Below are 23,220 nucleotides of genomic sequence, written 5' to 3'. Positions count from 1 at the left end.
TTATGAAGCTGTCGGACAGCCTCTACATTGACCTGTTCCAGTACAATAGTCATCGCAGCTTCGAACGTAAACCCAGTCCACATACGATATTCTACTTCGCAGGCAATATGATCGAGCAGTTCCTCAACCAATGCGTCGGTTGAGCCGGTATGAATCAAGTGATTATGCAGTTTCGCTACTTGTTGTGGGCTGAGTTTTTTCATGACTCTATCTGCGTTTGTCGGTCCATTCTATAACGTTACGTGACTTAGGGAGCTGTAGCCAAATGGTTTGGTAATTGAAGCAGGCTGCGCATCATGTTCATAAAATGTTCAAAATCAGAGACTTTTTGAACGGCTATTTCACTGCCTTGGGGCGTTAGGGAGTAATATTTGCGAAGTCGCCCTTCTACTTCTTCCGTTTCGGTAGTCAGCAAACCTTCCTGCTCTAATTTATGAAGTACCGGGTATAAAGCGCCAAAGGAAAGGATAATCTCACCCTGGGTTCGCTCTTTAACGGCCTGAGTGATTTCATATCCGTACATACGCTGCCTTCCCGATGGGTGGTGCGCTGGTTCGGCTAATAACTTCAAAACAATCGTTTTCAGCGTGCCCCGAAGAAATTCATTACCTGCTGGTTCCATACAGTATAAAGACCAATGACTAAACAGTTTACTGTAAATATATATAAAATACCGATATATAAGTTTAGTTCGCTCCTGAAGTAATTTCTGAGTGAAAATTATGGACAATCAGCACGTGTGTTGAAGCGATAACGACTGATATATAGAGAATGTAGCCTTTCTGAATCGGCCGGACAAGTCATTTGAGATGGTCCATTGACCATATAGGTTAAACTTTTGGCTTTGAATACGAGTTGGTCAAAAGTTACCTTGCAGGCCAAGTGTGTCAGAAGTTTCGGCTACATTTACGGCTGCATTTCCAATTAACAACATAGTATTATGGCACAAGCAAAATCTGGCGATACCGTTCAGGTACATTACACCGGAACCCTGGCCGATGGGACTATCTTTGATTCATCAGTAGGTCGTACTCCGCTGGAGTTTACGGTTGGCAGCGGGCAGGTGATTAAAGGTTTCGATGAAGGCGTAGCCGGTATGAACCAGGGCGAAACGAAAACCATCAACATTCCGGTGGAAGACGCTTACGGGCCGGCTAATGAGGAAATGATTTTTACACTCAATCGTTCCGACATTCCGGATGATATTCCGCTTGAAGTGGGTAGCACCCTTAATATGCACGAAGACGGGAATCCGCGGCCTATTCCAGTTATTGTTCGGGAGCTTAGCGATACCAGCGTTACACTCGATGCCAACCACCCACTAGCGGGTCAGGATCTGACATTCGAAGTTGAATTGGTCGGCGTGAAATCACCATCGGGACTAATTCTTTAAGCGGGATAGGGCTGGGGGTGAGGTTACCGGGCTGTAGCCGCCCCATGCCCCCAGTTCTATACTCGTTGCTATGCTTTTAGCTTTAGCAATTCTCCCAATTCTCGTAAAGCAGTTTGAATGCCTCGCAGATTGGCCCGCGATACGTATGAGGCCAGGGCAACGGTGATCGCGCCAATGTTCAGAGCAATTGTCGTATCGCTTACACGTTGCAGACTCAGTGTGGCTTCATCATTGGCCTGTCGTATGATAGCTGCCATCTCTGTAGCACTCTTAAATGCGGGCCGAACAGTCCGCGTCTGTATATCCTGAACCCGATTTAGCAGACTGTTTTGATAAGCGTTCAGATCAAGCTGTTGCTCATGCGTAAGTTCCGGCCAATATAGTACCTGAAACTTATTCAGGGCGCGTGCTACGTTATTGTAGCTGTTTGCAATCCCAGCGATTTGTTCAGGAGTAAAATCTTCCATACCTTCAATAAACCCGGATTCGGGTCAGAACTAATAGTATATAGTTTAGGCTAGATACGTAGCAATTCCCGTTTGCGTTGAATTAAAGTACAGTTGCTACGATGTACAGTAACTACCAATAACAGGCTAGCGTTGTTTCTTCTTCGAGCTACCTATTATGACCTTATTGCGGTAAGCGAGTCACCATCCCGTAGCAGTACAACGCCTTCGTTCATTGTGATCACACTGGCTTTCATTCGGAAGATAAGTTACTAAATTATAAAATCCGCTAATTTTTGACCGAACGGTAATAAAGCGAAAACCGGAAGCTTATCATTTGCGTTGACAGGTTATGAATTTGACGCCACGTAGCATTGGATATGCCTGTATCAACCTAAGTCTTCAGGCTGATAAAATCACCACCAATCGGGGAATGATCCGAAAGACGTTTGTGGAGAAAGGAATTGCCTATGCCTCGGAGCTGGCTCTCAAAAATGTACAGGATTTATTGAAAATCGTGGACTGGAATATCGAAAATGGGCTTTACCTGTTCCGAATTTCATCCGATTTATTCCCCTGGGCATCAGAATATCGAATTGCTGATCTCCCCGATTTCCCCGACATTCGGGCAACACTTGAAGAAATTGGAAGCCGTCCTATCCGCCTGACGACTCACCCCGGTCCATTTAATCATCTGGCGGGACAGGGTAAGGTACTGGATAATACGATCGTTGATCTGGAGTACCAGTCTGAACTATTCGATCTGATGGGTTTAAAGCCATCGCACTGGAACAAGATCAATATTCATGTTGGTGGTACGTATGGTGATAAAGCCGCGACGCTGGCACGTTTTGCCCAGAACTTCTCCTTACTTTCTGAAAATCTTCGCGCCCGTTTAACCGTCGAAAACGACGACCGTCAGAGTTTATACACCGTAGCGAATCTGGTTTCGGTTTACGAACGTATCGGTACACCTATTGTATTCGATTATTTTCATCATTCGCTTAATCCTGGGCAGCAAACGGAGGAAGAAGCTTTTCTAGCGGCCTATAACACCTGGGACGTGCGGCCCGTTTTTCACTTTTCAGATTCCCGGAGGGAACACGAAGATCCAAAAGCCCGGCGTGAAGCGCATGCCGATTGGCTTTATTCGCCGGTTAATACGTATGGAAAAGACGTTGATATTGTCTTCGAATGCAAAATGAAGGAGCTGGCTGTTTTACGGCATCGTGGTGGTACAGAGTCGGTTATCTCTACATTGCTGGACGTAGTGTAAACACCTCTTACGGCAAAAAACAAAGCCAGCGATTCACTTCGCTGGCTTTGTTCATTTTTAATGGTTTGTGTCTTAAACGCTTCGGCCTGAAATCAACCGGAGCAAAACCATAATGACGGCGATAACCAAAAGTACGTGAATGATACCGCCCAAGCCGAAGCTGTTGAATCCTAAAAATCCCAGCAGCCAAATGATAATCAGGATGACTGCGATGGTGTACAGAAGATTACCCATAGTTGTAGTGACTTACGTTTTGAAATAAGGTGTTAACTGATTAGGTAACTACGCTATTTTTAATATGTTCCAGAATTTGATTTTTAGGATTGTATAGAGGCTGTAAACGTTTGGATTTTTTTAGGTGTTTTTGTTTCCAATCCAGCGTATTTGTCTATATTTTCTGATTGTTAGTTATTCGTTGCGAGAAGCTTTTCGGTAAATGGTTAGGTTTGTCTACGCTGTTAACTAGTGAAAATTTTCCTAAAAAGCATACTACATATTCCGTCGATACTGGCCGCCTACAGCGTAAAGAGCGCTCGATAACTGACCTAGCGAGCAAACTTTAGTCGCTTCCATTAAACTCTCAAAAATATTACCGTTAGCGAGGGCTGTTGTCTGCAAATTGGCAAGTGCTACGTCGGCTTCAGCACGGTTACGTTCCTGAAACGCCTGGCACGATTCAACCGCATAGCGTTTTTCCTCATCGGTCGAGCGAATAACTTCGGCGGGAATGATTGTCGGCGAACCGGCTGGGTCAAGAAACGTATTAACGCCAACGATGGGCAGTTTTCCGCTGTGCTTAAGCGTCTCGTAGTACATCGATTCCTCCTGTATTTTGCTACGTTGGTACATCCGTTCCATGGCCCCCAACACACCTCCGCGCTCGTTGATAGAAAGAAATTCCTGATAGACCGCTTCCTCGACTAAATCCGTCAATTCGTCAACCACAAACGATCCCTGCAACGGATTTTCGTTTTTGGTCAAACCAAATTCGCGGTTGATAATCAGTTGAATAGCCATGGCCCGACGAACCGATTCTTCGGTTGGCGTAGTAATAGCTTCGTCGTAAGCGTTGGTATGCAGCGAGTTACAATTGTCGTAAATGGCTAACAATGCTTGTAACGTAGTACGAATGTCATTGAAGGCAATCTCCTGGGCGTGCAGGCTCCGGCCCGACGTCTGAATGTGATATTTGAGCTTTTGAGATCGTTCGTTGGCCTTGTATTTATGCTTCATAGCCTTAGCCCAGATTCGGCGGGCTACTCGCCCGAGCACCGTGTACTCCGGGTCCATGCCGTTTGAGAAGAAGAACGACAGATTTGGCGCGAAATCGTCCACGTGCATGCCACGGCTGAGGTAATATTCCACAAACGTAAAACCGTTGGACAGCGTGAACGCCAACTGTGAGATCGGATTCGCCCCTGCTTCGGCAATATGATACCCCGAAATCGAAACGGAATAAAAGTTCTGCACCCGATTGTCGGTAAAATATTGCTGAATATCGCCCATCATTCGGAGAGCAAACTCCGTAGAGAAAATACAGGTATTCTGCGCCTGATCTTCCTTCAAAATATCGGCCTGTACAGTGCCCCGCACCTTCCGTAACGTATCTGCCTTTATTTGCTCGTAAACCTCTTTCGGTAACACCTTATCGCCCGTTGTTCCCAGCAGCATTAAGCCCAGTCCGTTGTTGCCATCGGGAAGCGGACCGTTGTAGGTAGGAGCATGGAGCAGTGGGGTAATGGCATAGGGTAAAGCCGCATCAACAGTTGCCCGCTGCCCCATGCCCCCTGCCTCCTGCTGGCGCAGCCATTTCTCGCACTGCTGATCGATGGCGGCATTCAGAAAAAAGCCGAGCAACATGGGTGCGGGGCCGTTTATGGTCATCGAAACTGACGTAGTGGGGTCGCAAAGGTCGAAGCCAGAGTAAAGTTTTTTTGCATCATCGAGGGTACAGACACTCACGCCCGAGTTACCAATTTTACCGAAAATGTCGGGACGTAGCGCCGGGTCTTCGCCGTAGAGCGTGACCGAGTCAAAAGCGGTCGAGAGTCGTTTGGCGGGTAATCCTTTCGATACGTAGTGAAACCGACGATTGGTACGTTCTGGACCGCCTTCGCCGGCAAACATGCGCGTAGGGTCTTCGCCTTCGCGTTTGAGCGGAAACACACCTGCCGTAAACGGAAATTCGCCCGGTACATTCTCGGTCAGTAACCAATGCAGAATGTCACCCCAGTCATGGTACTTTGGGAGACTGACTTTCGGTATTTTCAAATGAGAAAGCGTCTCAGAAAACAGCGGTTGCCGAATCGTTTTATCCCGAACGGTAAATTCATAAAATTCCGCTACGTAGCGCTTTTGAATTTCCGGCCACTGTTGGAGCAGCATCCGGCACTCATTGGATAGGTGGGTTTCCAGATCAGCGTATATTTTCTGCAACTGTTCTTTCACCGGGCCATCTACCAGCAGCTTCAGCGTACCGTCAACCTGATACAATTGTCTGGCCAGCGTAGTTTGCCCCTGTATGAACGTAGCGTATCGGCGGCTTTCCTCCACAATTTCAGCCAGATAACGAACCCGGTTGGGGGGGATAATGGCATGGGGCATAGGGTACGGGGCAGAGAGAGAACTTGTATCGACATTTGCCCCGTGTTTCAAGCCCCATGCTCTTTGCCCCATGCCAACCATACTCATCACCCACCCGAACAGCTGGTTCATGCCTGCGTCGTTGAACTGGGAAGCGATGGTACCAATAATAGGTAGTTCTTCGTCCGGCACGTCCCATAGGTTATGATTGCGTCGATACTGCTTTCGAACGTCACGTAGCGCATCCAGCGAACCGCGTTTGTCGAATTTGTTGATGGCGATGATATCGGCAAAATCGAGCATATCGATTTTCTCCAGTTGCGTGGCGGCTCCGTACTCAGCCGTCATGACGTAAAGCGTTTTGTCGGCGTGCTCAGTAATTTCCGTATCCGATTGCCCAATGCCCGATGTTTCCACGATAATCAGGTCAAACTGAGCGGCTTTGCAAATGTCGATCGCATCCTGAACGTAGCGACTCAGCGCCAGATTCGCTTGTCGTGTAGCCAGCGAACGCATGTAGACTCTCGGGGATGCGTCGGTTGTCGAATTAATGGCGTTCATCCGAATCCGGTCGCCGAGCAAAGCCCCGCCCGATTTTCGTTTCGACGGATCAACTGAAATAATCGCCAGCGTTTTATCCGGAAACGTGCGTAGATAACGTAGCACCAGCTCGTCCACCAGCGACGATTTTCCGGCGCCCCCCGTACCCGTGACACCAAGAACAGGTGAAGAGAGCTTCAAGGGCTTATCGATTTGATACGTTTCAGGGTGGTTTTCGGCGGTAGTAATCAATCGGGCAATGGACTGCTGGACAGACGCAAGGTGTTGCGTCTCTACATTAATCGACGGTAAATCAAAATCGCACTGACGTAACAGATCGTCAATCATGCCCTGCAGGCCCATCATTCGACCGTCATCGGGCGAGTATATGCGGGCAATACCATAGGCATGAAGTTCGTCAATCTCAGACGGTAAAATTGTGCCGCCCCCTCCGCCGAAGATCTTTATATGTCCAGATCCACGTTCATGCAGCAGGTCGTACATGTATTTGAAAAACTCCAGATGCCCCCCCTGATAGCTTGTTACGGCAATACCTTGTACATCTTCCTGAATGGCGCATTCGACAATTTCAGCAACGGAACGGTTGTGCCCCAGATGGATCACTTCAGCGCCCGACGCCTGCATAAGCCGACGCATCAGATTGATGGCGGCATCGTGGCCGTCGAACAACGAAGCGGCCGTAACGATCCGGATTTTATACGTAAAAGCTATCGGCTGCGAAGAAGTTGGTCTAGGTTGCTGTGCAATCATGGGGGTAGGAATTTCGTTAGAAAAGGCTGAAGATATCAAAGTTAAGAAGCAAAACGGAACGTAACTTTGCTCTATAAAGCCGTACCTTTTTTACCCAGCATAATTAACTCATTAGTAACGATGAAGCTCAAGAATATTGTAACGCGGTTTGCCTGGACGGGCCTGTTTCTGACCAAGTTGATAAGTCCTGCACAGGCCCAGGACAAGGCGCTGCTGTATGAAGTGACCGGGCCGGGACTGGCGAAACCATCTTATCTCTACGGTACGTTCCATATGGTTTGCCCGACTGATCTGTCCATTACCGACGCCATAAAAAAAGCCGTTGGCGAAAGCCAGCAGGTTTATCTGGAGCTGGACATGGATGACCCGAATATGATGGTCGATATGCAGAAAGCGATGATGATGCCCGCTGGTAAAACGATAAAGGATCTGCTGAAGCCCGACGATTATGCGGTGCTTGATGCGTATCTGAAGCAGAAAATGAATGTTGGTCTGGCGCAGATGGGCATGCTGAAACCGATTGCTTTGCTATCGATGATGTACATGACCGTATTGCCCTGTCAGCCTGCCTCTTACGACCTGACGTTTGCGCAAATGGCTTCCCGTGAAAAGAAGGAAGTGCTCGGTCTGGAGAACCTGTCAGCCCAACTGGATGCGCTCAACAAAATTCCGATGGAGGAACAATTGAAAGGGTTAGTTGATATGGCGAGGAAGCCCGAAGCCGCACAGAAAGAATTTTCGGATTTCATTACGTTGTACAAAAGCCATGATCTGGTTAAGCTGATGAACGCGATGAAAACCAGTGAGTTCAGCGGGGGCGATTTTTCGCAGTATGAAGAAAGCCTGTTGAACGAACGTAACGCCAGCTGGATTCCGGTGATTGAAAAGGCCGCTAAGGAAAAACCAACGTTTTTTGCCTTCGGGGCCGGGCATTTGGGCAACGACAAAGGCGTATTGAATCTACTTCGCAAAAAAGGTTATACCGTGAAGCCAGTGGAATAGGACGTAGCGCGGTCTGAAGGGCTGCGCTACGTTCAGTACCAATAGTTAGAATTGATGCTGAAATCGCTTTTGTCGGTGTAAGATTTCAGAAACGTCAGCCCGTTTCTCCTCACTGAATAAATCAATCCGACATCAATGGTTTCTTCTCTTTTTTCGTATCTGTCGCTGGGCAGTGCGCTGGTAGGTTTGATCGCTCCGCTAGGCGACTGGACCAGCCATCGTAACGTATCATTTGCGCAATCTTCGGTTATATTGCCCGACACGAATAACCGACCCGAAGAAAATCGGTTCACCAAAACGGTACTCTCCAACGACCTCAATGAGCCGATGGAACTGGCCGTAGCGCCCGACGGACGCGTATTTTTTGTAGAGCGGCACGGTAAGTTTTACGTGTACGACCCTGTTCAGAAAAAGACCCGATTACTGCATGACTTTCCGGTGAAGGCCGTCGAGAAATACCTGAATGGACTCCTGGGGATGACCATCGACCCGAACTTTAAGCAGAACCATTTTCTTTACTTTTTCTACACCATTCAGGACAACAATCAGACCAGACAACGTATCGCCCGTTTCAGAATCAGCGACGACAATACGTTGGATCTGGCCAGCGAAAAATCCATCATCGAATTTCCGATTGATCTGGAAGTGAGCGCACATACGGGCGGGTCGATGGCCTGGGATACGCACGGCAACCTGTTCATTTCAACCGGCGATAACACCGTGCCGTTTGAGTCGAGCGGGTTTTCGCCGACCGACTGGCGGCAGGATCGACTGACGTTTGATGCAACCCGGTCGGCGGGAAACCCGAACGATCTGCGCGGGAAAATACTACGTATCCATGTCGAACCCGATGGATCTTACACCATTCCAGAGGGGAATCTTTTCCCGAAAGGCACGGCGGGAACCCGGCCCGAAATCTACGTAATGGGTTGCCGGAATCCGTACCGTATCTCGGTCGATCCCGCTACGTCGATTGTATACTGGGGCGAAATCGGCCCGGATTCCGGTGTTGACGGACCACAGGGACCACGTGGCTACGACGAGTTCAATCAGGCGAAGAAAGCGGGAAACTATGGCTGGCCGTTCTTTGTGGGCGATAGCAAACCGTATCATCAGTACGATTTTGCGACCAAAGCCGTGGGTGACTTATTCGATCCCAACGCGCCCGTCAATAATTCGCCGAACAATACGGGGGCGAAACAACTGCCGCCCACGACAAAGGCGATGGTCTGGTACCCGTACAACAAATCGGATGAGTTTCCGCAACTGGGTGTTGGGGGACGTTGTGCGATGGGCGGGCCGGTGTACCACTACAATGCATCGCTCCAATCGAAAACAAAGATGCCCGCTTACTACGATAAGGCGCTGTTCATGTACGACTGGATGCGTAACTGGGTGTTTGCCGTTCGTCTGGACGACCAGCAGAATTATCAGTTCATGGAACGGTTCATGCCCACGCGTGGCGATTTCCGGCGTCCGGTCGATATGGAAATCGGGCCGGAGGGTTCGTTCTATATGCTTGAATACGGTTCGGTGTATGGTATCGACAACGAAGACGCCCGTTTGGTACGTATCGACTTTAACCCCGGCAACCGCGCACCCGTTGCCGAAATAACCGCCAAAGACACCATCGGTCTGGCTCCGCTTACGGTGGCCTTCAATAACACCAGTTACGATTACGACAAGGACCAGCTACGTTACCAGTGGCGGTTTGAAGGCAATACGGTGGCCTCGACAGAAGCCAGTCCGAAATACACCTTCAAAAAGAACGGTATCTACAAAGCTACCCTGACCGTTACGGACCCGAGCGGCCAGAAAGCGACCGATACGTTGACCATTAAAGTCGGCAATACAACCCCGACCGTAGCGATTTCAACCACGGATAATAGTACGTTCTTTTTCCCGAATCAAACGCCGTTACGTTACTCGGTGGCCGTAGCGGATAAGGAGGATAAGTTGATTGATAAGAAAAATCTGAACGTAGCACTGACGTACATTCCGAAGGTGGCTGGAAATGAGCAGCAAATGGGTCATCAGCAAATTTCGGCTTCGTATAATCTGGGTAAATCGCTGATTGCGGGTAGCGACTGCAAAGCCTGCCATCAGGTAGCGGCTAAATCGGTTGGTCCATCGTTCACCGACATTGCCAAGCGCTATGCAGGGGATAAAACATCAACGGCGAAACTGGCGAACAAAATCATTACGGGGGGCGGGGGCGTCTGGGGCGAACACGCCATGAGTGCGCACCCGCAGCTTTCGCGCGATGAAACCACGGAAATGGTGAAATACATTTTCTCACTGGGCGTTCAACCGGCTAATAGTCAACTGCCGCAGCAGGGTACGCTGGATCTGAAAGAGCACGTCGGTAACGATCAGTCGAGCCGCTACGTGCTGACGGCTTCGTACCGAGACAAAGGCAGTGTGGGCGGTACACAACCCAAACTCTCTCTGCAAAAAAGCGATGCGTTGGTGCTACGTCCGACAAAAGTATTGGCTACGGAAGCAGACTCGTTGTATAAAATCTCGAAACAGGGCCGACGCCTGAACAACATCAGCGACCAATCGTATTTCATCCTAAAAGCCATTGATTTGAAAGGCATTGACCAGCTAACGTATCACTACGCATCGAAGGATCAGAACGCCACCATCGAAGTACGTACCGACTCGCCAACCGGCCCGGTCATCAGCACCGTCAACACGACCGCTACGGGCGATAACCGGAAGTACGCTGACGTAACGGCCTCGATTCAGAATCCTGGCGGCAAACACGATCTGTATTTCGTTTTCGTTAAACCCGACGGCAAGAATCTGCTGGCACTGGACTGGATTGCGTTCCAACGCAAAGGCGACCCAACCCCGCAGGAAAAACCACAAACGGGACGGTAAACCTCGTGGAACTTCCCTCTGAATATTCTGAGGGACAGGCTGCTACGTTCTTATCCCGTAGGGATAATATGTTTATAGTGGGGGATTTTATGTGCCGCTGCTGCATACCTACGGCATGCAGCAGCGCGCGAGGGGCCAATTTTCCTATACACATGAGATCCCTACGGGATCAGCTTAAACCCAAAGTAGACTAAAACCAGAACCTAAGAGCTCTGCCCTAAAGGGGGCTTAGGGTTAAATAACTAGAGAGAAAAGTATAGATAAATATACCAAAGCCACTAAGCCACAATCGATTGAGGAGCCTGATAGATCAGTATACCGACCCGTTGAATATGATCGAGTAAATCAGGGTTTGATATTGTTTTCAGATTCAATACATCAAATCGGTACAGCAGCTCCAGATTCTCCAGGTCAATTTGTAAAGCAAGCAGTTTTTGAAATGTCAACTGTGTGCCCGTAACGGCCAGGTCTATATCGGAGCCGTTATGATACGTTCCCAGCGCCCGGGAACCGTACAGAATGACGCGTTCTACTGACGGATTCCGGGCAAAAACAGTTTGTATGGCGTGCAGAACCTCCGCTGATAAGCCGTATTTCATTCGTTAAAAAGAGTAGTTTGCCGACCGTAGCGCTCCTGTTCAAGACGCGCTTCAAGCTTTTTTAACAGACTCCAGTACGTTTGGGTAATGGACTCTACAATTTCGTCTGCTGTCTCCTGGTTATAGGTGTGGGAGGCAAGTTCTCTTGATTTTTTCAGTCCACGCCAGCCCGTATCATCGTCAATATAACCGTCGGAAAAAGCTTGGGTTAATACTATGTTAGGACCAGCTATATCGGTATATCCTTTATAACGGAGAAGGTCCTGTAGCGTTTTCCAGGCTAGTTCATAAGTGTATTCGAAACGTTGAACAAGCCCTTCTTTTTCTAATTCTGATAAATTTTCCTCTTTAGCGCTGGTTACGGCATCACTTAATTTAGCCAGTGCTTTTTTGTAATTAGTAAATCGCTGCTCCCAACGAATGTCGTTACGTTCCATCGAACAAAGTAATGGAAAACTTTTGCCTTCGCCAATCCCCAATCCGAACGCTTACTTCACCTCACTCACTTCCAGCACGACGCTCTCCCGGCGCGAACTTACCTGCGGGTTAAAGCCGATGGTCATTAGGTAATTGCCGGAATACGTTGCGGTAGACGTATTGATTTCTGATTTCGTGCCCGGATAAACGTTCAACTCCTGAATCGTGTATTTCTTGTCGGGACTGAGCCCTTTCAGTTTGATCGGTGCTACGCTGCCGGCTTTGTAACGGTTCTTCACCAGATATGAAAACCAGACAGCTTTGTCCTGTGCTTCGTTGACGTACATGAGTGACGCTACGTCGCTGGTGTAGGGCGAAGACAGCCGGAACTGGTCGCCCTGCCAGATGATTGGTTTGATACGATCGTAGGTTTTCAGCGCTTCCTGACTGAATTGTAGCTCGGGTTCGGTGAGTTTGCTGACGACAATATCGTACCCGATTTTACCCATCATCGCTACGTCGGTGCGGAACTTGATCGGTTGTTTGCCCCAGTCCGTTACGTGGTTGCAACTGGCGATGGCTGGAAAAAAATACGAATAATTCCACTGAATAAAGACCCGCTCCAGCCCGTCGGTATTGTCGCTCGGCCAGTATTCTGTGAAGTAACGTAGCGCGCCGTAATCCACGCGGCCACCGCCACCCGAACACAGCATCATTGGTAGGGTAGGGTACTTCGCCCGAATCCGCTCCACGACTTTGTATAATCCCTGAACGTAGTCGACAAACAGATTGGACTGGTTTGGATTCGTAGCGGAATACGCATTGTAAATCACGGCGTTGCAGTCCCACTTGATGTAGCCCAACGTCGGGTTTTTGGTCATGATGCCATTCACTACGTCGTAGACAAAATCCTGCACTTTCGGATTCGTCAGATCGAGCACGAGTTGATTCCGAAAATAATATTCCTGACGATTTGGTAGTTTGATAACCCAGTCGGCGTGTTTTTCGTACAGCTCACTTTTAGGACTGACCATTTCGGGTTCGAGCCAGATACCGAATTTGATTCCTGAACTTTCGGCCTCTTTTACCAGATAACCCAAACCGTGCGGTAATTTCTTCTTGTTCTCCTGCCAATCACCCAGGCTTGTGTGGTCGTTGTTACGTGGGTACTTGTTGCCAAACCAGCCATCGTCCAGCAGAAACAGGTCGACGCCGAGTTTTTTGCCGTCTTTGAAAAGTGCCGACAACTTTTCTTCGTTAAAATCGAAATACGTAGCTTCCCAGTTGTTGAGCAGCGTCAGGCGATTACCCTGTCCCTGCGGAATCCGGTGTTTACGCGCCCAGCGGTGCAGACTACGACTGGCGCCCCCTTTCCCGTGGCTGGAGTACGTAAACAGAAACGAGGGCGTCGTGAACTCCTGATTTGGCGCTAACGAATACGCCGACGCATACGGATTAATGCCCGGAATGATCCGTAGATTGTGCAGCGGATCGACTTCAAACGCCAGTTGGTAATTGCCCGACCAGGCTAACGTACCGGCTATTACGTCGCCCCGATCTTCATCGGCGGGTTGGTTGAGTGAAATCAGAAAGGATGGCGGCTGAAACAGATCGGCGCGGGTGCCCAGTTTCGAATCCAGCACTTTAATGCCCTCCGTAAGCTGGACTTCTGACGGATTCATTTCGTTAGCCCAGTCGCCGTGAAAGTGCGTCAGGTAATACGTCTGGGCTGGTAAATAGAGGTTTGCCGACGCGTATTTTTGCATCGTTATCGGCTTTTTCTCGGTATGCCGGATCGTCGCCCACTGCTCGATAACGTCCTCTTGCTGATACGCTTTGTAGTGAAGCGTCACCTCAAACGGGTACTGCGGATCTTTCAAGTACACTTTTGTCAAAACCACACCATCGCCCGCAGGTTGCGTCTCGTGCCGAACGTAGTGAAGATCGAGCGAAGGGTTACCATCGGCATGTGTAACCTGAATGGCAGGTTCGAGCAGATTGCGGCTCCCGGCGGGTGTGTAAACAGAATTATAAATGCCGGTATAATCTTCTCCACGTTTCCCATTCCCCGATATGGTTCCATATTCAGCCGCGTTACGCAGCTTGGTTCCCAGATGAACAATCGTCGGAATTTGCTCTTTATCGATCCGGATAACCAGCGCGGTTTGTCCGGTTTCAATCACTACGTGCGTATCGCCCGGTGCCGCCTGCGTTAGTAAAGACATGAGAACGAGAAAGGATAAGAGATTTAAAAATCGGTTCATAAAGTCGATGGGTTAGCAAAGCAATCCGGCTGATAACACAGGTTTACAGAAACGCCATGTTATCAGCCGGAAGGGGATTTTAGTCGAAATTTACTGATTAGCCTCGACCGCATCTTGTTTTAAAGCCTCTAAATCGAGTTGATCAGAGGGGGTTAGATCGGCCTTGAGCACCCGCTTCATATACGCCAGTGAATCCGTTGTATAGGTTGGCTTGATGGCAGCTACGCAGTCTGATGGAATATGGATGAACAGATCGCGCAGATAGGCGTCGTTGGCCGTAAACAAGACGCACGAGTCGGTATTGATACCTGTCAAAATCAATCGCTTAACATTCAGATAGGTCAGTAGCATGTCCAGCGTGGTTTCGTAAAACGCTGAATTCTTAGGTTTAAGCACGAAATAATCGTCATAACTCGGTTTGATGATATTGGCTAAAGTTTCACCACGGACCCCGCCGGTTCGCACATGCTCAACCACTTCGTTGAAATCGGAGCGCCAGCGGCCAAAATTATCGTTGGCATAAATAACCGGAATATTCAGCTCTTTGGCCCGGCGTTTTAGATTGGCTATGTTCTCGGCGGCTTCACAGGCTGGCTTTTCCAGTTCGTCGCCACCGGGAAACTCCAGATCATTGATCATGTCGATAATCAGTAACGCTACCGGCGACTTATCGGGCGCGTTACCATGCAAATCCGCATTTTTGTCTTTCATATACGTCCCTGAACTAATTTAAGGAGCATACGTCACCATTTGTTAGTTACCGGGCCGGGTCGTGAATTCCTGAAATCGGTACACTTCCTGCCGCACTACGTCGAAATCCGGGGCAATTTGATTGCGCAACTGTTTATAAGCCGGATCTGTAACTGCGTTCATGTTCGATACGTAATTTGTTGTGCTGAACTCGTATTCTTTCTCGCTGCCGTTGGGAATCATCAAGGCCGAAAAATCCCAGCCCAGCAGTGTATTCTGTTTGATACGTTCTCCGGCTGATCGCGTCATCTGACTTAATGTACTCTGGTAATTAGCGCCGGGATTCCGGCGACGTATTCGGTCGATAATCATCAGATTAGAGCTGCCGGGTGCAAAAGTTGGCGCAAAATTTCCTTCGGTCGTTTCCCAGATTTCCATTTTGACGACAGGAGCCGTAGCGCGGTCGCGCCGTTGCAGATCGGCCATTTTTGCCTGAACACTATCGCCGTAGATACGTTTCATCGCTTCAGGAGACGCGCCTTTGATCGCCATTTCCCGCGATACGATCTTCGTTACGTAGTCGTATTCGGTCTGATTCGGATTCGAGGTATACTGTTTGACCGTCATGTACCAGCCTTCGAGTTTACCTTCATCCACAGCCGCCTGGTTTATTTTTCGCCATTCCCGCTCAACGGGCAGGGCGTCCTGGATCGTCATGCCAGGGTTGAGCTTGTGATAAATCAGAAAGGTATAGGTTTTCGGCTTTGTCTGGGCAATAACGCTGGAAATGGACAGGAGAAACAGGCAAAGAAACGTATTGGTACGGCGGGGCAGGAAAGTGAAATGCATACAAAAAACCCGATTTTAATGGGGGGTAAGATGGATTAAAGGAAGTTGACTATTTACCCAAAAAGGAACTCCCTGGTAAGAGATACCTACCCGTTTTCTAGATTTTGCGTAAAAAGTTTAAATGACAATTGACTCAGGAAAGAACCAGTGACTCAAGCCTCACAAGGTACGTAATTTGACTACGGGTGCTTGTAATTGGCTATGGAGCTGATTTTTGACTTATTGATAGTCGGGCTTAACGTCGGTTTCCAGATCTTCCGGACCTTCTGCGCTTCCTGCTTCGGTTGTAAATTCGGCAAGCGTGGCTTCAATAGCTTCCGGATTGCTCTCCAGTACACTTTCGAGCATGGGTACCGCATCAGGCCCGAAAGTGGCTACTTTGGCCGCAACTAGTTGTCTGATTGTGCTTATCTGCAGGCTGGCGCACAGCGGTTTGTTGATCGGATCGTGCTGCGAATGCTGCGTAATGACCGCGTGGGTTTTGCCCGTATTCGGATGAACGAACGTGCCGGAGGGGTTGAGTCCGAATTGAATGCAGAGTTTAGCCGTCGTGTCAACCAACGTATCAAGTTGCTTTTTGGTCAGATACGTAGCGGTTGTTACGTTGGAAGGGGCAGCTGTCGCTCCATTGGGGACTTTATTGGCAGTGCCTATGCTGCTGATTCCTAACGTACAATCGTTCATTTGAGCGGCCTTGCAGTGGGCACCTTTGATGTTGGCGGCTCTGCCTTTTTCGAGTACGCCATCAAGCTGAGCTTTATACGGGTCGCCCTGGTTCCGTACGCCGTTCATGATAACGTAGTGGTAGCCGATGCCACTCCATCCATTCTCCTTATGCCACTGATCAATCTGTTGGCGGTCGCCGAAAGTAGACGCCGTAAAGTGCAGAACTATTCCTTTGGGAGTCATAGCAGGATCGAGTAAGGTTGCGGGAAGTATTACCGATCTAAGGTACAAAACGACAGCGCCTGACAGCGATTTAACTTTTTTAACGGTCGTTGGTTGTCTAGTACTTTTCCGAGGTTTCGGCTACGATCTCATCTGATAACTCACTGGCATCAACAACGTTCCCTTTTCGGGTAAGTAGATGAATAATCAGCCAGGCAATCAGATACGTGAATCCGCAGATGGTGAACAGTACGTTGTAGCCACCGGTCAAGTTACCAGCCGCTTTGTATTGATCCAGCAAATTACCCACCAGCATTGGAAAGAAAATACCACCCAGCGCGCCCGCTGTTCCGCCAATGCCCACCACCGAACTTACTGCCTGTTTCGGAAACATATCCGACGCCATCGTAAACACGTTTGTGGCCCAGGCCTGGTGCAGGGCCACCGCCAGACTGATCAGGCCAACCGCTACCCAGCGATCTGTGGCAAACTGAGTCAGAATAACCGACAGTTCGAGCGTACCGAGCACCAGCAAAACAGTTTTGCGAGCCTTGATGGTTGGCCAGCCCCGTTTGATCAGACTGGACGACAGATAGCCTCCGCCGATACTGCCAACGGTAGTAGCCAGGTAAATCAGCATTAACTCCACACTTGCTTTTTTGAGGTCCAGACTGAACGTAGCCGAGAAGTAGGAAGGAAGCCAGAACAAAAAGAACCAGTAAATCGGGTCAATTAAACCTTTGCCTGTAATGTAGGCCCAGGTCTGAGGGAACGTAAACAGTTTTAACCAGCTGACAGGCGCTTTTTCAACCGATTCAGTGCTGGCACCCTCCTGACCGCTGATAATGTAATCGCGTTCCTGAGAGGTTAGGCGGGTTTGTTTTTCGGGAATTTCATAGAACACTACCCAGAAAATAAGCCACACGAAACCCAGCGCTCCCGTAATCCAGAAAACCTCATGCCAGCCGTAATTCCGTAAAATCCAGGGCACAAGCACCACGGCGGCCACAACACCAATACTGGTTCCGGCATTAAACAAACCTGTTGCCAGCCCGCGCTCTTTTTTGGGGAACCACTCGGCTACGGTTTTTACAGCAGCCGGATAATTGCCCGCTTCGCCGATGCCTAACCCAATACGTGCCAGGCTGAACCCCGTAACGCTACGGGCCACCGCGTGGAGCATACCGGCCGCACTCCAGATAATGATCGTGAGCGAATACCCTGCTTTCGTACCAATCTTGTCAATGACCCATCCGAACCCTAACAGCCCAAGGGCATAGGCGGCCTGAAACGCCATAACAATACGGGCAAAATCAGATTCGCTCCAGCTAAATTCCTCCTCCAGAATTGGTTTTAACAAGCCAATAATCTGACGATCGAGGTAATTAATAGTTGTGGCGACGAACAATAAAAAAACGATCAGCCAACGATAATTTTTTATCATGAGTCAATGAATTAACGAGCGAAAAATGAAAGAGTATTGTAACGGATTCCTGACGTACAAAAAGGAGCGAAAAACAATCGTTTGTTTACACGTATTTATCTGTTCGTCCCTTCGTGCATTTTCTGGATATATTTCTCAAAATGATCTTTTAAACCCGACCAGTTTTTTTGCTGAATCAGCGTTTTGTCGAATAAATGGCTACCGATACCAACACCATCGGCACCGGCCTTAAAATACGTAGCGAGGTTGCTTGCAGTAATGCCTCCGGTTGGCAATAATTTGAGCTGGTTTAGCGGTGCTTTTACGTCTTTAATATAATCTGGACCGAGCGACGTAGCAGGATAAACTTTAACCATCGCAGCCCCTAACTTCCAGGCATTATAAATTTCGGTGGGCGTGAACGCGCCGGGGAAAATTGGAATGCCACGTTTGGTACAGGCTTTCACCACTTTTTTGTTCAGAATGGGCGTAACAACAAACTGAGCACCAGCTGATAATGCCTTATCCAGGTCGGCTTCTGTGCAGACAGTTCCGGCGCCGATGTTCAGGCCATTCCGTTCATTCTGTACAGCGTACTGAATGATGGACTCAGCACCAGGCGTATTCATTGTGACTTCAATTGTTGTCAGGCCCGCTTCCCGGTAGATGGGTAAAATCTGACGAACGTCGTCGAATGATAAACCGCGAATGATACCGACAATAGGGGCTTTTATAAATAATTCCCACGAAAAGGCGTTTGAAATTTTACTGTTCATTTGCTGACGAAAATTAACTGACTTTGCATGATTTTTAGTTGTCCGGCAACGGTGGCTTTGTCCAGTAAATCCGCCGAAATGGTTGTGCTACGTTCGGACAAGTGCAGTTCCTGCATACCCAGTTTGTAGAGTTCGTATAAGTTGGTTCCACTACACACAATCAGATGCCAGTTTTTCTTGTCGACCAACGATTTTAATTCATTGCCAATGAGTAATCCACTCAAATAAAGTGCGTTTTCCCGTTTCGAAAATTTATTGAACAACTGGTTGGTCCGGACCCGGAATAAGGTGTTCAGAATAGACGTAGCGTTGTCTTCGTGAATGCCTACTTTAAAAGCATCTAATTCATTTTTGGAAAAAGCAATTGAACGCGGGGCTTCTACCGAATCTTTCAGAATGCTGTGCTGCGACATGAGGTTAAAAACCTCGCCCGTCATGAAGGTCTGAAAGTCGATTAACTGGCCGTCCTGGATGTAAATGTGTTTTGAATGCGTACCGGGAAAGAGAATGATGGTGTCCTGAACGGGGTAGTACTTCGTGTCTAACAAAGACAGCAGCCCAATCAATTGTGTTTCTTCACCACGCATGACGTCGTGCTCACTACACACGCCCCCAATGAGCAGAATTTCGTGCGGGAATTCGGTTTGACTGTCGAGCCGTTTTACACTGGCCAGGCTACCATCGGTCGGAAAGGGCAACGTAGCGTAAGGCACTTCGTCCATACCAATAGACGAAGAGGCCATGCCGGAAATGACAATAGGAATACCCTTCAGCCTCTTTCCGACGACGTCGGCTAACCGTTCAATCTGTTTTCGCAACTGCTGCCGAAAGAATCGCTCCCGGCTCATGCCCACAGATTCGCCTTGTTTCTTCCAGGCCGTAAACGTGCTGGCTACTCCTTCCGGCGAGGTGATTTCGTCGACAAGCTGCTGATCCTGACTGTTGATCAGGCGAAGCCGGAACGAGGATGTACCCCAATCGCAACCTAACAAATAGTTTTTCATGGCTGGTCTTGTTTATTGGTACGACTTAAGGTAACGCAAATGCAACATACGAACCGCCTGACTTTAAGCCATAGCGAGTGCCTCCGCAGGCAATTGCTACGTATTGTTTTCCATCGACCATGTACGTAATGGGCGTAGCAAAACCACCGGCAGGCAGCTTGTACTCCCATACGATTTTGCCGGTTTTTCGGTCGAAGGCACGTAGTTTTTCGTCGTATGTAGCGGCAATGAATAGCAATCCGCCCGCCGTAACGATTGGACCGCCATGATTTTCGGTTCCTGTGTTAGTCATTCCTTTTTTCGCTAACTCAGGGTATTCGCCAAGCGGTACTTTCCAAAGGTATTCGCCTGTATTCAGATTAATGGCATTCAGCGTTCCCCAGGGTGGTTGGATGGCCGGGTAATTGTCCTGATCGCGGAATTGCGTATTGCCGTTGTTGAGGTAGGGGGGCATGTAAGGAAAATCGGCCCCTTTGGTAACCGGAGCCGTGACCACCGAACTGTGAATGTCTACGACCGTTGAGGATGCTGGTTTGGCTTCCAGATTTGTCAGGAAATTAATAATGGCCTCGCGATCGTCTTTCGATAAATGCCCAAACGAGGGCATCCGGCCCCGCCCGGTTTCCAGAATTGTCGCAATCTGTTCTTTCGTTAGTCGTTTCCCCACGTTAGTCAGGTCGGGATAAGCCTGGGCTGAGTTTGCGGTAGCGTTTCCACTTCCTTTTCCTTCCAGGCCGTGGCAAACCGAACAGTTTGTGTTAAATAACCGGCTCCCCTGGGTCATGGCCACTGTATTGTTTGCCTGCTGGTTCTCACGCATTTTCAGCCACCACAGCATGTTGTTACCGTTTACATAGAATATGCCGTCAGGATCAGCGGCCGTACCGCCCCATTCGGCACCTCCACCCACAAAAAAGATCAGTGAGCCTTCCTGACTGGGCGGTAAGTATTTATTGCCTTTCAGGCTGTTCCGATAACGATCCACTACGTAGGCGCGCGACTCGGGGGTTCGGCTGGTGATGTTGGGTTCGCTCAGTTCCTGCATACTAAACGGAGCCGGTTTGGTCGGAACGGGCTGCGTCGGCCAGGGTTTTTCGCCGGGCAGGGCGGGCGATGTCGGTACGCGAACCTCTTCAACCGGAAACAGCGGCTTGCCTGTATCGCGGTCAAAAACGAATACGTAGCCATCTTTTGTCGCCTGCGCTACCGCATCGACCATCTTTCCCTTGTGTTTTACCCGAATCAGGTTGGGTGGGCACGGAATGTCGCGATCCCAGAGGTCATGGTGGACCGTCTGAAAATGCCAGATACGTTTGCCGGTTTTCGCATCCAGCGCAATGACGCAGTTGGCAAATAAGTTCTGGCCGGGTCGGGCTCCGCCGTAGAAATCAACTGAAGGCGACCCGGTTCCGGCATACACTACGCCCCGTTTTTCGTCGAGCACCATGCCCGCCCAACAGTTGGCTCCGCCCAATTTCCTGTACGAATCTTTCGCCCATGTCTCATAGCCATACTCACCCGGCAACGGAATCGTATGAAAAACCCAGGCTAACTTCCCGGTGCGCACGTCAAATGCCCGGATATAGCCCGGAGGAGCGTCGCCCCCTTCATTTACGGCCGAACCCGTAATCAGCAAATCCTTGTAAATAACGCCCGGTGTCGTTACGCGAATCGACAGGTTCGCTACGTCATGTCCCAGCGTTTCTTTGTCGCCAAGACCTTCGTGCAGGTCAATTTCACCGTTTTTGCCAAAGCTTTCAACGGGCTTACCCGTCAGGGCGTTGATTGCGTACAACGACGAGCCAACGGTGTAGAGGATGCGTTTATCCCGAGCGTCGGCCCGCTCCCGATCTTCCCAGTACATAACGCCACGTAGTGGATGGAAGCGTGGGCGTTTGTCGGGATCGGAAAACGGATCGAACTGCCAGAGTTGTTTGCCAGTAGCAGCCTCCACGGCAAATAATTTCATGCGGGGCGACGTACCGTAAAGCACACCGTTGACTACGATGGGCTGACATTGGATGTCCATACCCCGCTGATTAGGGTCTTTGTTATCGCCGGTCTCGTAAGTCCAGACCGGTTGCAGATTTTTTACGTTCTGCAGGTTGATTTGTGATAAGGGAGAATACCGATTTCCGGCATTATTCCCACCATACGTGGGCCAGTCGTTATCAAGTTGATGCGTGTCAATAACTTGTTTTCCGTGGTTCATAGGCCAGTAAACACCCAGAATCAGGAGGCCGAAACAGGATTTAAGCAGCGGATGCATGTATCGGTTGAGGTCGTTTAGGTTAGGAAAGGTAGTGTTACGTTAATTTTTTGTCATTCCGACCGTAGGGAGGAATCTCAACTCTCCAGTAAATCCAGATTGAGATTCCTCCCTACGGTCGGAATGACAAAATACAATCACTTCGCTTTCTCATAGAATTCGTACGTTATTTTCCAACTCGTCTCCTGACCGGGCGCGGCTGATAATTGGATATACGGTTCCGGACAGGACGTAGTGGCGCAGGCCCAGTAAACCATTTTTTGCAGGGGCTTATCTCCTCTGATACGTACCCCCGCTCCGGTTTTCTGATTTTCAATGCGTATGTCGTAGTCGCTGGCTGTAGTGCCAAAGCCCTGTAGGCCAGCGCTATAGACACTTTCTTTCTTTTCCAGTTCGCGTGTATAAACCAGCCGATTGCCCTGAGTCAGAATGGTACTGCCAAATCCTTTACCCTCGGCCTTCACGTCGAATGGGAATTGAACATTTACAGTTGGGCCGGTCGGTTGTTTGTCGATGATGAAGAAATTGTGGTTATAAACACTGGTTTCAATGGAACGTTTACCCGTGTTTTTCAACGTATGTTCGAGTACTAACTCAGGCTTACCTTTTGTCAGGTGTACTGTTTTGCGGTATACATAACCGTAACCCGTTACCGGATCAGTCAACTCATGCGTGAAATCAATACGATCTTTGTTCTTGACTACGTTCCACTGCCCGGCACTGGCTACGTCATAATATTTTGCAAAGGCATAGGGTTTTTCGTCAGGTTTACGCAGCGCCCCAACGCCAATTTTTACGAACGTATCACCAGGCTTCGCTTCAGCATAACCTAGTGGCGTGAATTCTTCCACGGGGCCACTAATGGCATCGTGCAGCTTCGGGTCATAGTTTTCAAACCAGGGCTCGATAAACGTATGGCCCTTGTAATCAAGATTTTTGAAGGCGCCAGCCCAATCGAACCGCGTTCCCTGATAATAGCCCTGCATCGCATCGGGTAAATAGAGCGTCGTTTGAAGCTGGCCGTTGGAAAGTTCGGCTTGGGGGAAATCAGCGAAGGGCAACGTAGCGCTCCACAAGCCACCAAGTACACAAAGGGAAACAAGTATCGTTTTCAAAGTTGCGGGTGTTTGGGGTAGCGGGGGCC

General features: G+C 49.2%; 19 protein-coding genes and 1 pseudogene. 4 read left to right on the top strand and 16 right to left on the bottom strand.

The window, feature by feature from the left end; genetic code table 11:
• Window positions 1-203 (bottom strand): annotated as a pseudogene (locus ACOJS8_RS28140) (hypothetical protein); the annotation flags it as partial.
• 44 nt (window positions 204-247) lie between these two features.
• Window positions 248-622, bottom strand: coding sequence for a PadR family transcriptional regulator (locus tag ACOJS8_RS28135; RefSeq protein WP_420151887.1), 375 nt, complete (start codon window positions 620-622; stop codon window positions 248-250).
• A gap of 318 nt (window positions 623-940) precedes the next feature.
• Between ACOJS8_RS28135 and ACOJS8_RS28130 the strand changes: the two genes are divergently transcribed.
• Window positions 941-1,393 (top strand): FKBP-type peptidyl-prolyl cis-trans isomerase, encoded by a 453-nt coding sequence (locus ACOJS8_RS28130; protein WP_420151886.1) that lies wholly within the window; start codon window positions 941-943, stop codon window positions 1,391-1,393.
• A gap of 68 nt (window positions 1,394-1,461) precedes the next feature.
• Here ACOJS8_RS28130 and ACOJS8_RS28125 read toward each other — a convergent pair whose 3' ends face one another.
• A complete protein-coding gene (locus ACOJS8_RS28125) occupies window positions 1,462-1,860 on the bottom strand; it encodes a hypothetical protein (RefSeq protein ID WP_420151885.1) in 399 nt (132 codons plus the stop codon).
• Between the two features lie 331 nt (window positions 1,861-2,191).
• Here ACOJS8_RS28125 and uvsE point away from each other — a divergent pair, with 331 nt between their 5' ends.
• The gene (uvsE, locus tag ACOJS8_RS28120; protein ID WP_420151884.1) at window positions 2,192-3,115 is read left to right on the top strand and encodes a UV DNA damage repair endonuclease UvsE; all 924 of its coding nucleotides are present in this window, start codon (window positions 2,192-2,194) and stop codon (window positions 3,113-3,115) included.
• 72 nt (window positions 3,116-3,187) lie between these two features.
• Here uvsE and ACOJS8_RS28115 read toward each other — a convergent pair whose 3' ends face one another.
• A complete protein-coding gene (locus tag ACOJS8_RS28115; protein WP_420151883.1) occupies window positions 3,188-3,349 on the bottom strand; it encodes a lmo0937 family membrane protein in 162 nt (53 codons plus the stop codon).
• Between the two features lie 255 nt (window positions 3,350-3,604).
• On the bottom strand, window positions 3,605-7,009 hold the full coding sequence (locus ACOJS8_RS28110) for a methylmalonyl-CoA mutase family protein (RefSeq protein WP_420151882.1): 3,405 nt from the start codon (window positions 7,007-7,009) through the stop codon (window positions 3,605-3,607).
• Window positions 7,010-7,129: 120 nt separating this feature from the next.
• Between ACOJS8_RS28110 and ACOJS8_RS28105 the strand changes: the two genes are divergently transcribed.
• Both ACOJS8_RS28105 and ACOJS8_RS28100 read left to right on the top strand, forming a co-directional pair.
• Window positions 7,130-8,011: a TraB/GumN family protein gene (locus ACOJS8_RS28105; protein WP_420151881.1), complete on the top strand. Its 882-nt coding sequence runs from the start codon at window positions 7,130-7,132 to the stop codon at window positions 8,009-8,011.
• A 135-nt stretch (window positions 8,012-8,146) separates the two neighbouring features.
• A complete protein-coding gene (locus tag ACOJS8_RS28100; RefSeq protein ID WP_420151880.1) occupies window positions 8,147-10,897 on the top strand; it encodes a PQQ-dependent sugar dehydrogenase in 2,751 nt (916 codons plus the stop codon).
• Window positions 10,898-11,175: 278 nt separating this feature from the next.
• Here ACOJS8_RS28100 and ACOJS8_RS28095 read toward each other — a convergent pair whose 3' ends face one another.
• The 11 genes from ACOJS8_RS28095 to ACOJS8_RS28045 form a co-directional block, all read right to left on the bottom strand.
• Complete coding sequence (locus tag ACOJS8_RS28095) at window positions 11,176-11,496, bottom strand: nucleotidyltransferase domain-containing protein (RefSeq protein WP_420151879.1); 321 nt, start codon at window positions 11,494-11,496, stop codon at window positions 11,176-11,178.
• The gene (locus tag ACOJS8_RS28090; RefSeq protein ID WP_420151878.1) at window positions 11,493-11,933 is read right to left on the bottom strand and encodes a nucleotidyltransferase substrate binding protein; all 441 of its coding nucleotides are present in this window, start codon (window positions 11,931-11,933) and stop codon (window positions 11,493-11,495) included. Before ACOJS8_RS28090 ends, ACOJS8_RS28095 begins: the two co-directional genes overlap by 4 nt.
• 51 nt (window positions 11,934-11,984) lie before the next feature.
• Complete coding sequence (locus tag ACOJS8_RS28085; protein ID WP_420151877.1) at window positions 11,985-14,138, bottom strand: alpha-galactosidase; 2,154 nt, start codon at window positions 14,136-14,138, stop codon at window positions 11,985-11,987.
• A gap of 129 nt (window positions 14,139-14,267) precedes the next feature.
• Window positions 14,268-14,888, bottom strand: a complete 621-nt coding sequence (locus tag ACOJS8_RS28080) for an isochorismatase family cysteine hydrolase (protein ID WP_420151876.1) — start codon at window positions 14,886-14,888, stop codon at window positions 14,268-14,270.
• Between the two features lie 42 nt (window positions 14,889-14,930).
• On the bottom strand, window positions 14,931-15,716 hold the full coding sequence (locus ACOJS8_RS28075) for a hypothetical protein (RefSeq protein ID WP_420151875.1): 786 nt from the start codon (window positions 15,714-15,716) through the stop codon (window positions 14,931-14,933).
• A 219-nt stretch (window positions 15,717-15,935) separates the two neighbouring features.
• Window positions 15,936-16,625 (bottom strand): N-acetylmuramoyl-L-alanine amidase, encoded by a 690-nt coding sequence (locus ACOJS8_RS28070; RefSeq protein ID WP_420151874.1) that lies wholly within the window; start codon window positions 16,623-16,625, stop codon window positions 15,936-15,938.
• Window positions 16,626-16,722: 97 nt separating this feature from the next.
• Window positions 16,723-18,048: an MFS transporter gene (locus tag ACOJS8_RS28065; protein ID WP_420151873.1), complete on the bottom strand. Its 1,326-nt coding sequence runs from the start codon at window positions 18,046-18,048 to the stop codon at window positions 16,723-16,725.
• 95 nt (window positions 18,049-18,143) lie between these two features.
• Window positions 18,144-18,803 carry a bifunctional 4-hydroxy-2-oxoglutarate aldolase/2-dehydro-3-deoxy-phosphogluconate aldolase gene (locus ACOJS8_RS28060; RefSeq protein WP_420151872.1) on the bottom strand — a complete coding sequence of 220 codons (660 nt, stop codon included), beginning with the start codon at window positions 18,801-18,803 and terminating at the stop codon, window positions 18,144-18,146.
• Window positions 18,800-19,807: a 2-dehydro-3-deoxygalactonokinase gene (locus ACOJS8_RS28055; protein WP_420151871.1), complete on the bottom strand. Its 1,008-nt coding sequence runs from the start codon at window positions 19,805-19,807 to the stop codon at window positions 18,800-18,802. The genes ACOJS8_RS28060 and ACOJS8_RS28055 overlap by 4 nt, the downstream gene beginning before the upstream one ends.
• A 25-nt stretch (window positions 19,808-19,832) precedes the next feature.
• Window positions 19,833-22,076 carry a PQQ-binding-like beta-propeller repeat protein gene (locus tag ACOJS8_RS28050; protein WP_420151870.1) on the bottom strand — a complete coding sequence of 748 codons (2,244 nt, stop codon included), beginning with the start codon at window positions 22,074-22,076 and terminating at the stop codon, window positions 19,833-19,835.
• A 137-nt stretch (window positions 22,077-22,213) separates the two neighbouring features.
• On the bottom strand, window positions 22,214-23,191 hold the full coding sequence (locus ACOJS8_RS28045; protein WP_420151888.1) for a hypothetical protein: 978 nt from the start codon (window positions 23,189-23,191) through the stop codon (window positions 22,214-22,216).
• Window positions 23,192-23,220: the final 29 nt, after the last annotated feature.

The sequence above is a fragment of the Spirosoma sp. genome, from assembly GCF_048594605.1.
Lineage (GTDB): Bacteria > Bacteroidota > Bacteroidia > Cytophagales > Spirosomataceae > Spirosoma.
Note: the sequence above shows the minus strand (reverse complement) of the source record. Positions and strands in the feature narration are given on the sequence as shown.

Coding starts and splice junctions, on each gene's coding strand:
- ACOJS8_RS28135 (WP_420151887.1), bottom strand. CDS start 622: ATGGAACCAGCAGGTAATGAATTTCTTCGGGGCACGCTGAAAACGATT.
- ACOJS8_RS28130 (WP_420151886.1), top strand. CDS start 941: ATGGCACAAGCAAAATCTGGCGATACCGTTCAGGTACATTACACCGGA.
- ACOJS8_RS28125 (WP_420151885.1), bottom strand. CDS start 1,860: ATGGAAGATTTTACTCCTGAACAAATCGCTGGGATTGCAAACAGCTAC.
- uvsE (WP_420151884.1), top strand. CDS start 2,192: ATGAATTTGACGCCACGTAGCATTGGATATGCCTGTATCAACCTAAGT.
- ACOJS8_RS28115 (WP_420151883.1), bottom strand. CDS start 3,349: ATGGGTAATCTTCTGTACACCATCGCAGTCATCCTGATTATCATTTGG.
- ACOJS8_RS28110 (WP_420151882.1), bottom strand. CDS start 7,009: ATGATTGCACAGCAACCTAGACCAACTTCTTCGCAGCCGATAGCTTTT.
- ACOJS8_RS28105 (WP_420151881.1), top strand. CDS start 7,130: ATGAAGCTCAAGAATATTGTAACGCGGTTTGCCTGGACGGGCCTGTTT.
- ACOJS8_RS28100 (WP_420151880.1), top strand. CDS start 8,147: ATGGTTTCTTCTCTTTTTTCGTATCTGTCGCTGGGCAGTGCGCTGGTA.
- ACOJS8_RS28095 (WP_420151879.1), bottom strand. CDS start 11,496: ATGAAATACGGCTTATCAGCGGAGGTTCTGCACGCCATACAAACTGTT.
- ACOJS8_RS28090 (WP_420151878.1), bottom strand. CDS start 11,933: ATGGAACGTAACGACATTCGTTGGGAGCAGCGATTTACTAATTACAAA.
- ACOJS8_RS28085 (WP_420151877.1), bottom strand. CDS start 14,138: ATGTCTTTACTAACGCAGGCGGCACCGGGCGATACGCACGTAGTGATT.
- ACOJS8_RS28080 (WP_420151876.1), bottom strand. CDS start 14,888: ATGAAAGACAAAAATGCGGATTTGCATGGTAACGCGCCCGATAAGTCG.
- ACOJS8_RS28075 (WP_420151875.1), bottom strand. CDS start 15,716: ATGCATTTCACTTTCCTGCCCCGCCGTACCAATACGTTTCTTTGCCTG.
- ACOJS8_RS28070 (WP_420151874.1), bottom strand. CDS start 16,625: ATGACTCCCAAAGGAATAGTTCTGCACTTTACGGCGTCTACTTTCGGC.
- ACOJS8_RS28065 (WP_420151873.1), bottom strand. CDS start 18,048: ATGATAAAAAATTATCGTTGGCTGATCGTTTTTTTATTGTTCGTCGCC.
- ACOJS8_RS28060 (WP_420151872.1), bottom strand. CDS start 18,803: ATGAACAGTAAAATTTCAAACGCCTTTTCGTGGGAATTATTTATAAAA.
- ACOJS8_RS28055 (WP_420151871.1), bottom strand. CDS start 19,807: ATGAAAAACTATTTGTTAGGTTGCGATTGGGGTACATCCTCGTTCCGG.
- ACOJS8_RS28050 (WP_420151870.1), bottom strand. CDS start 22,076: ATGCATCCGCTGCTTAAATCCTGTTTCGGCCTCCTGATTCTGGGTGTT.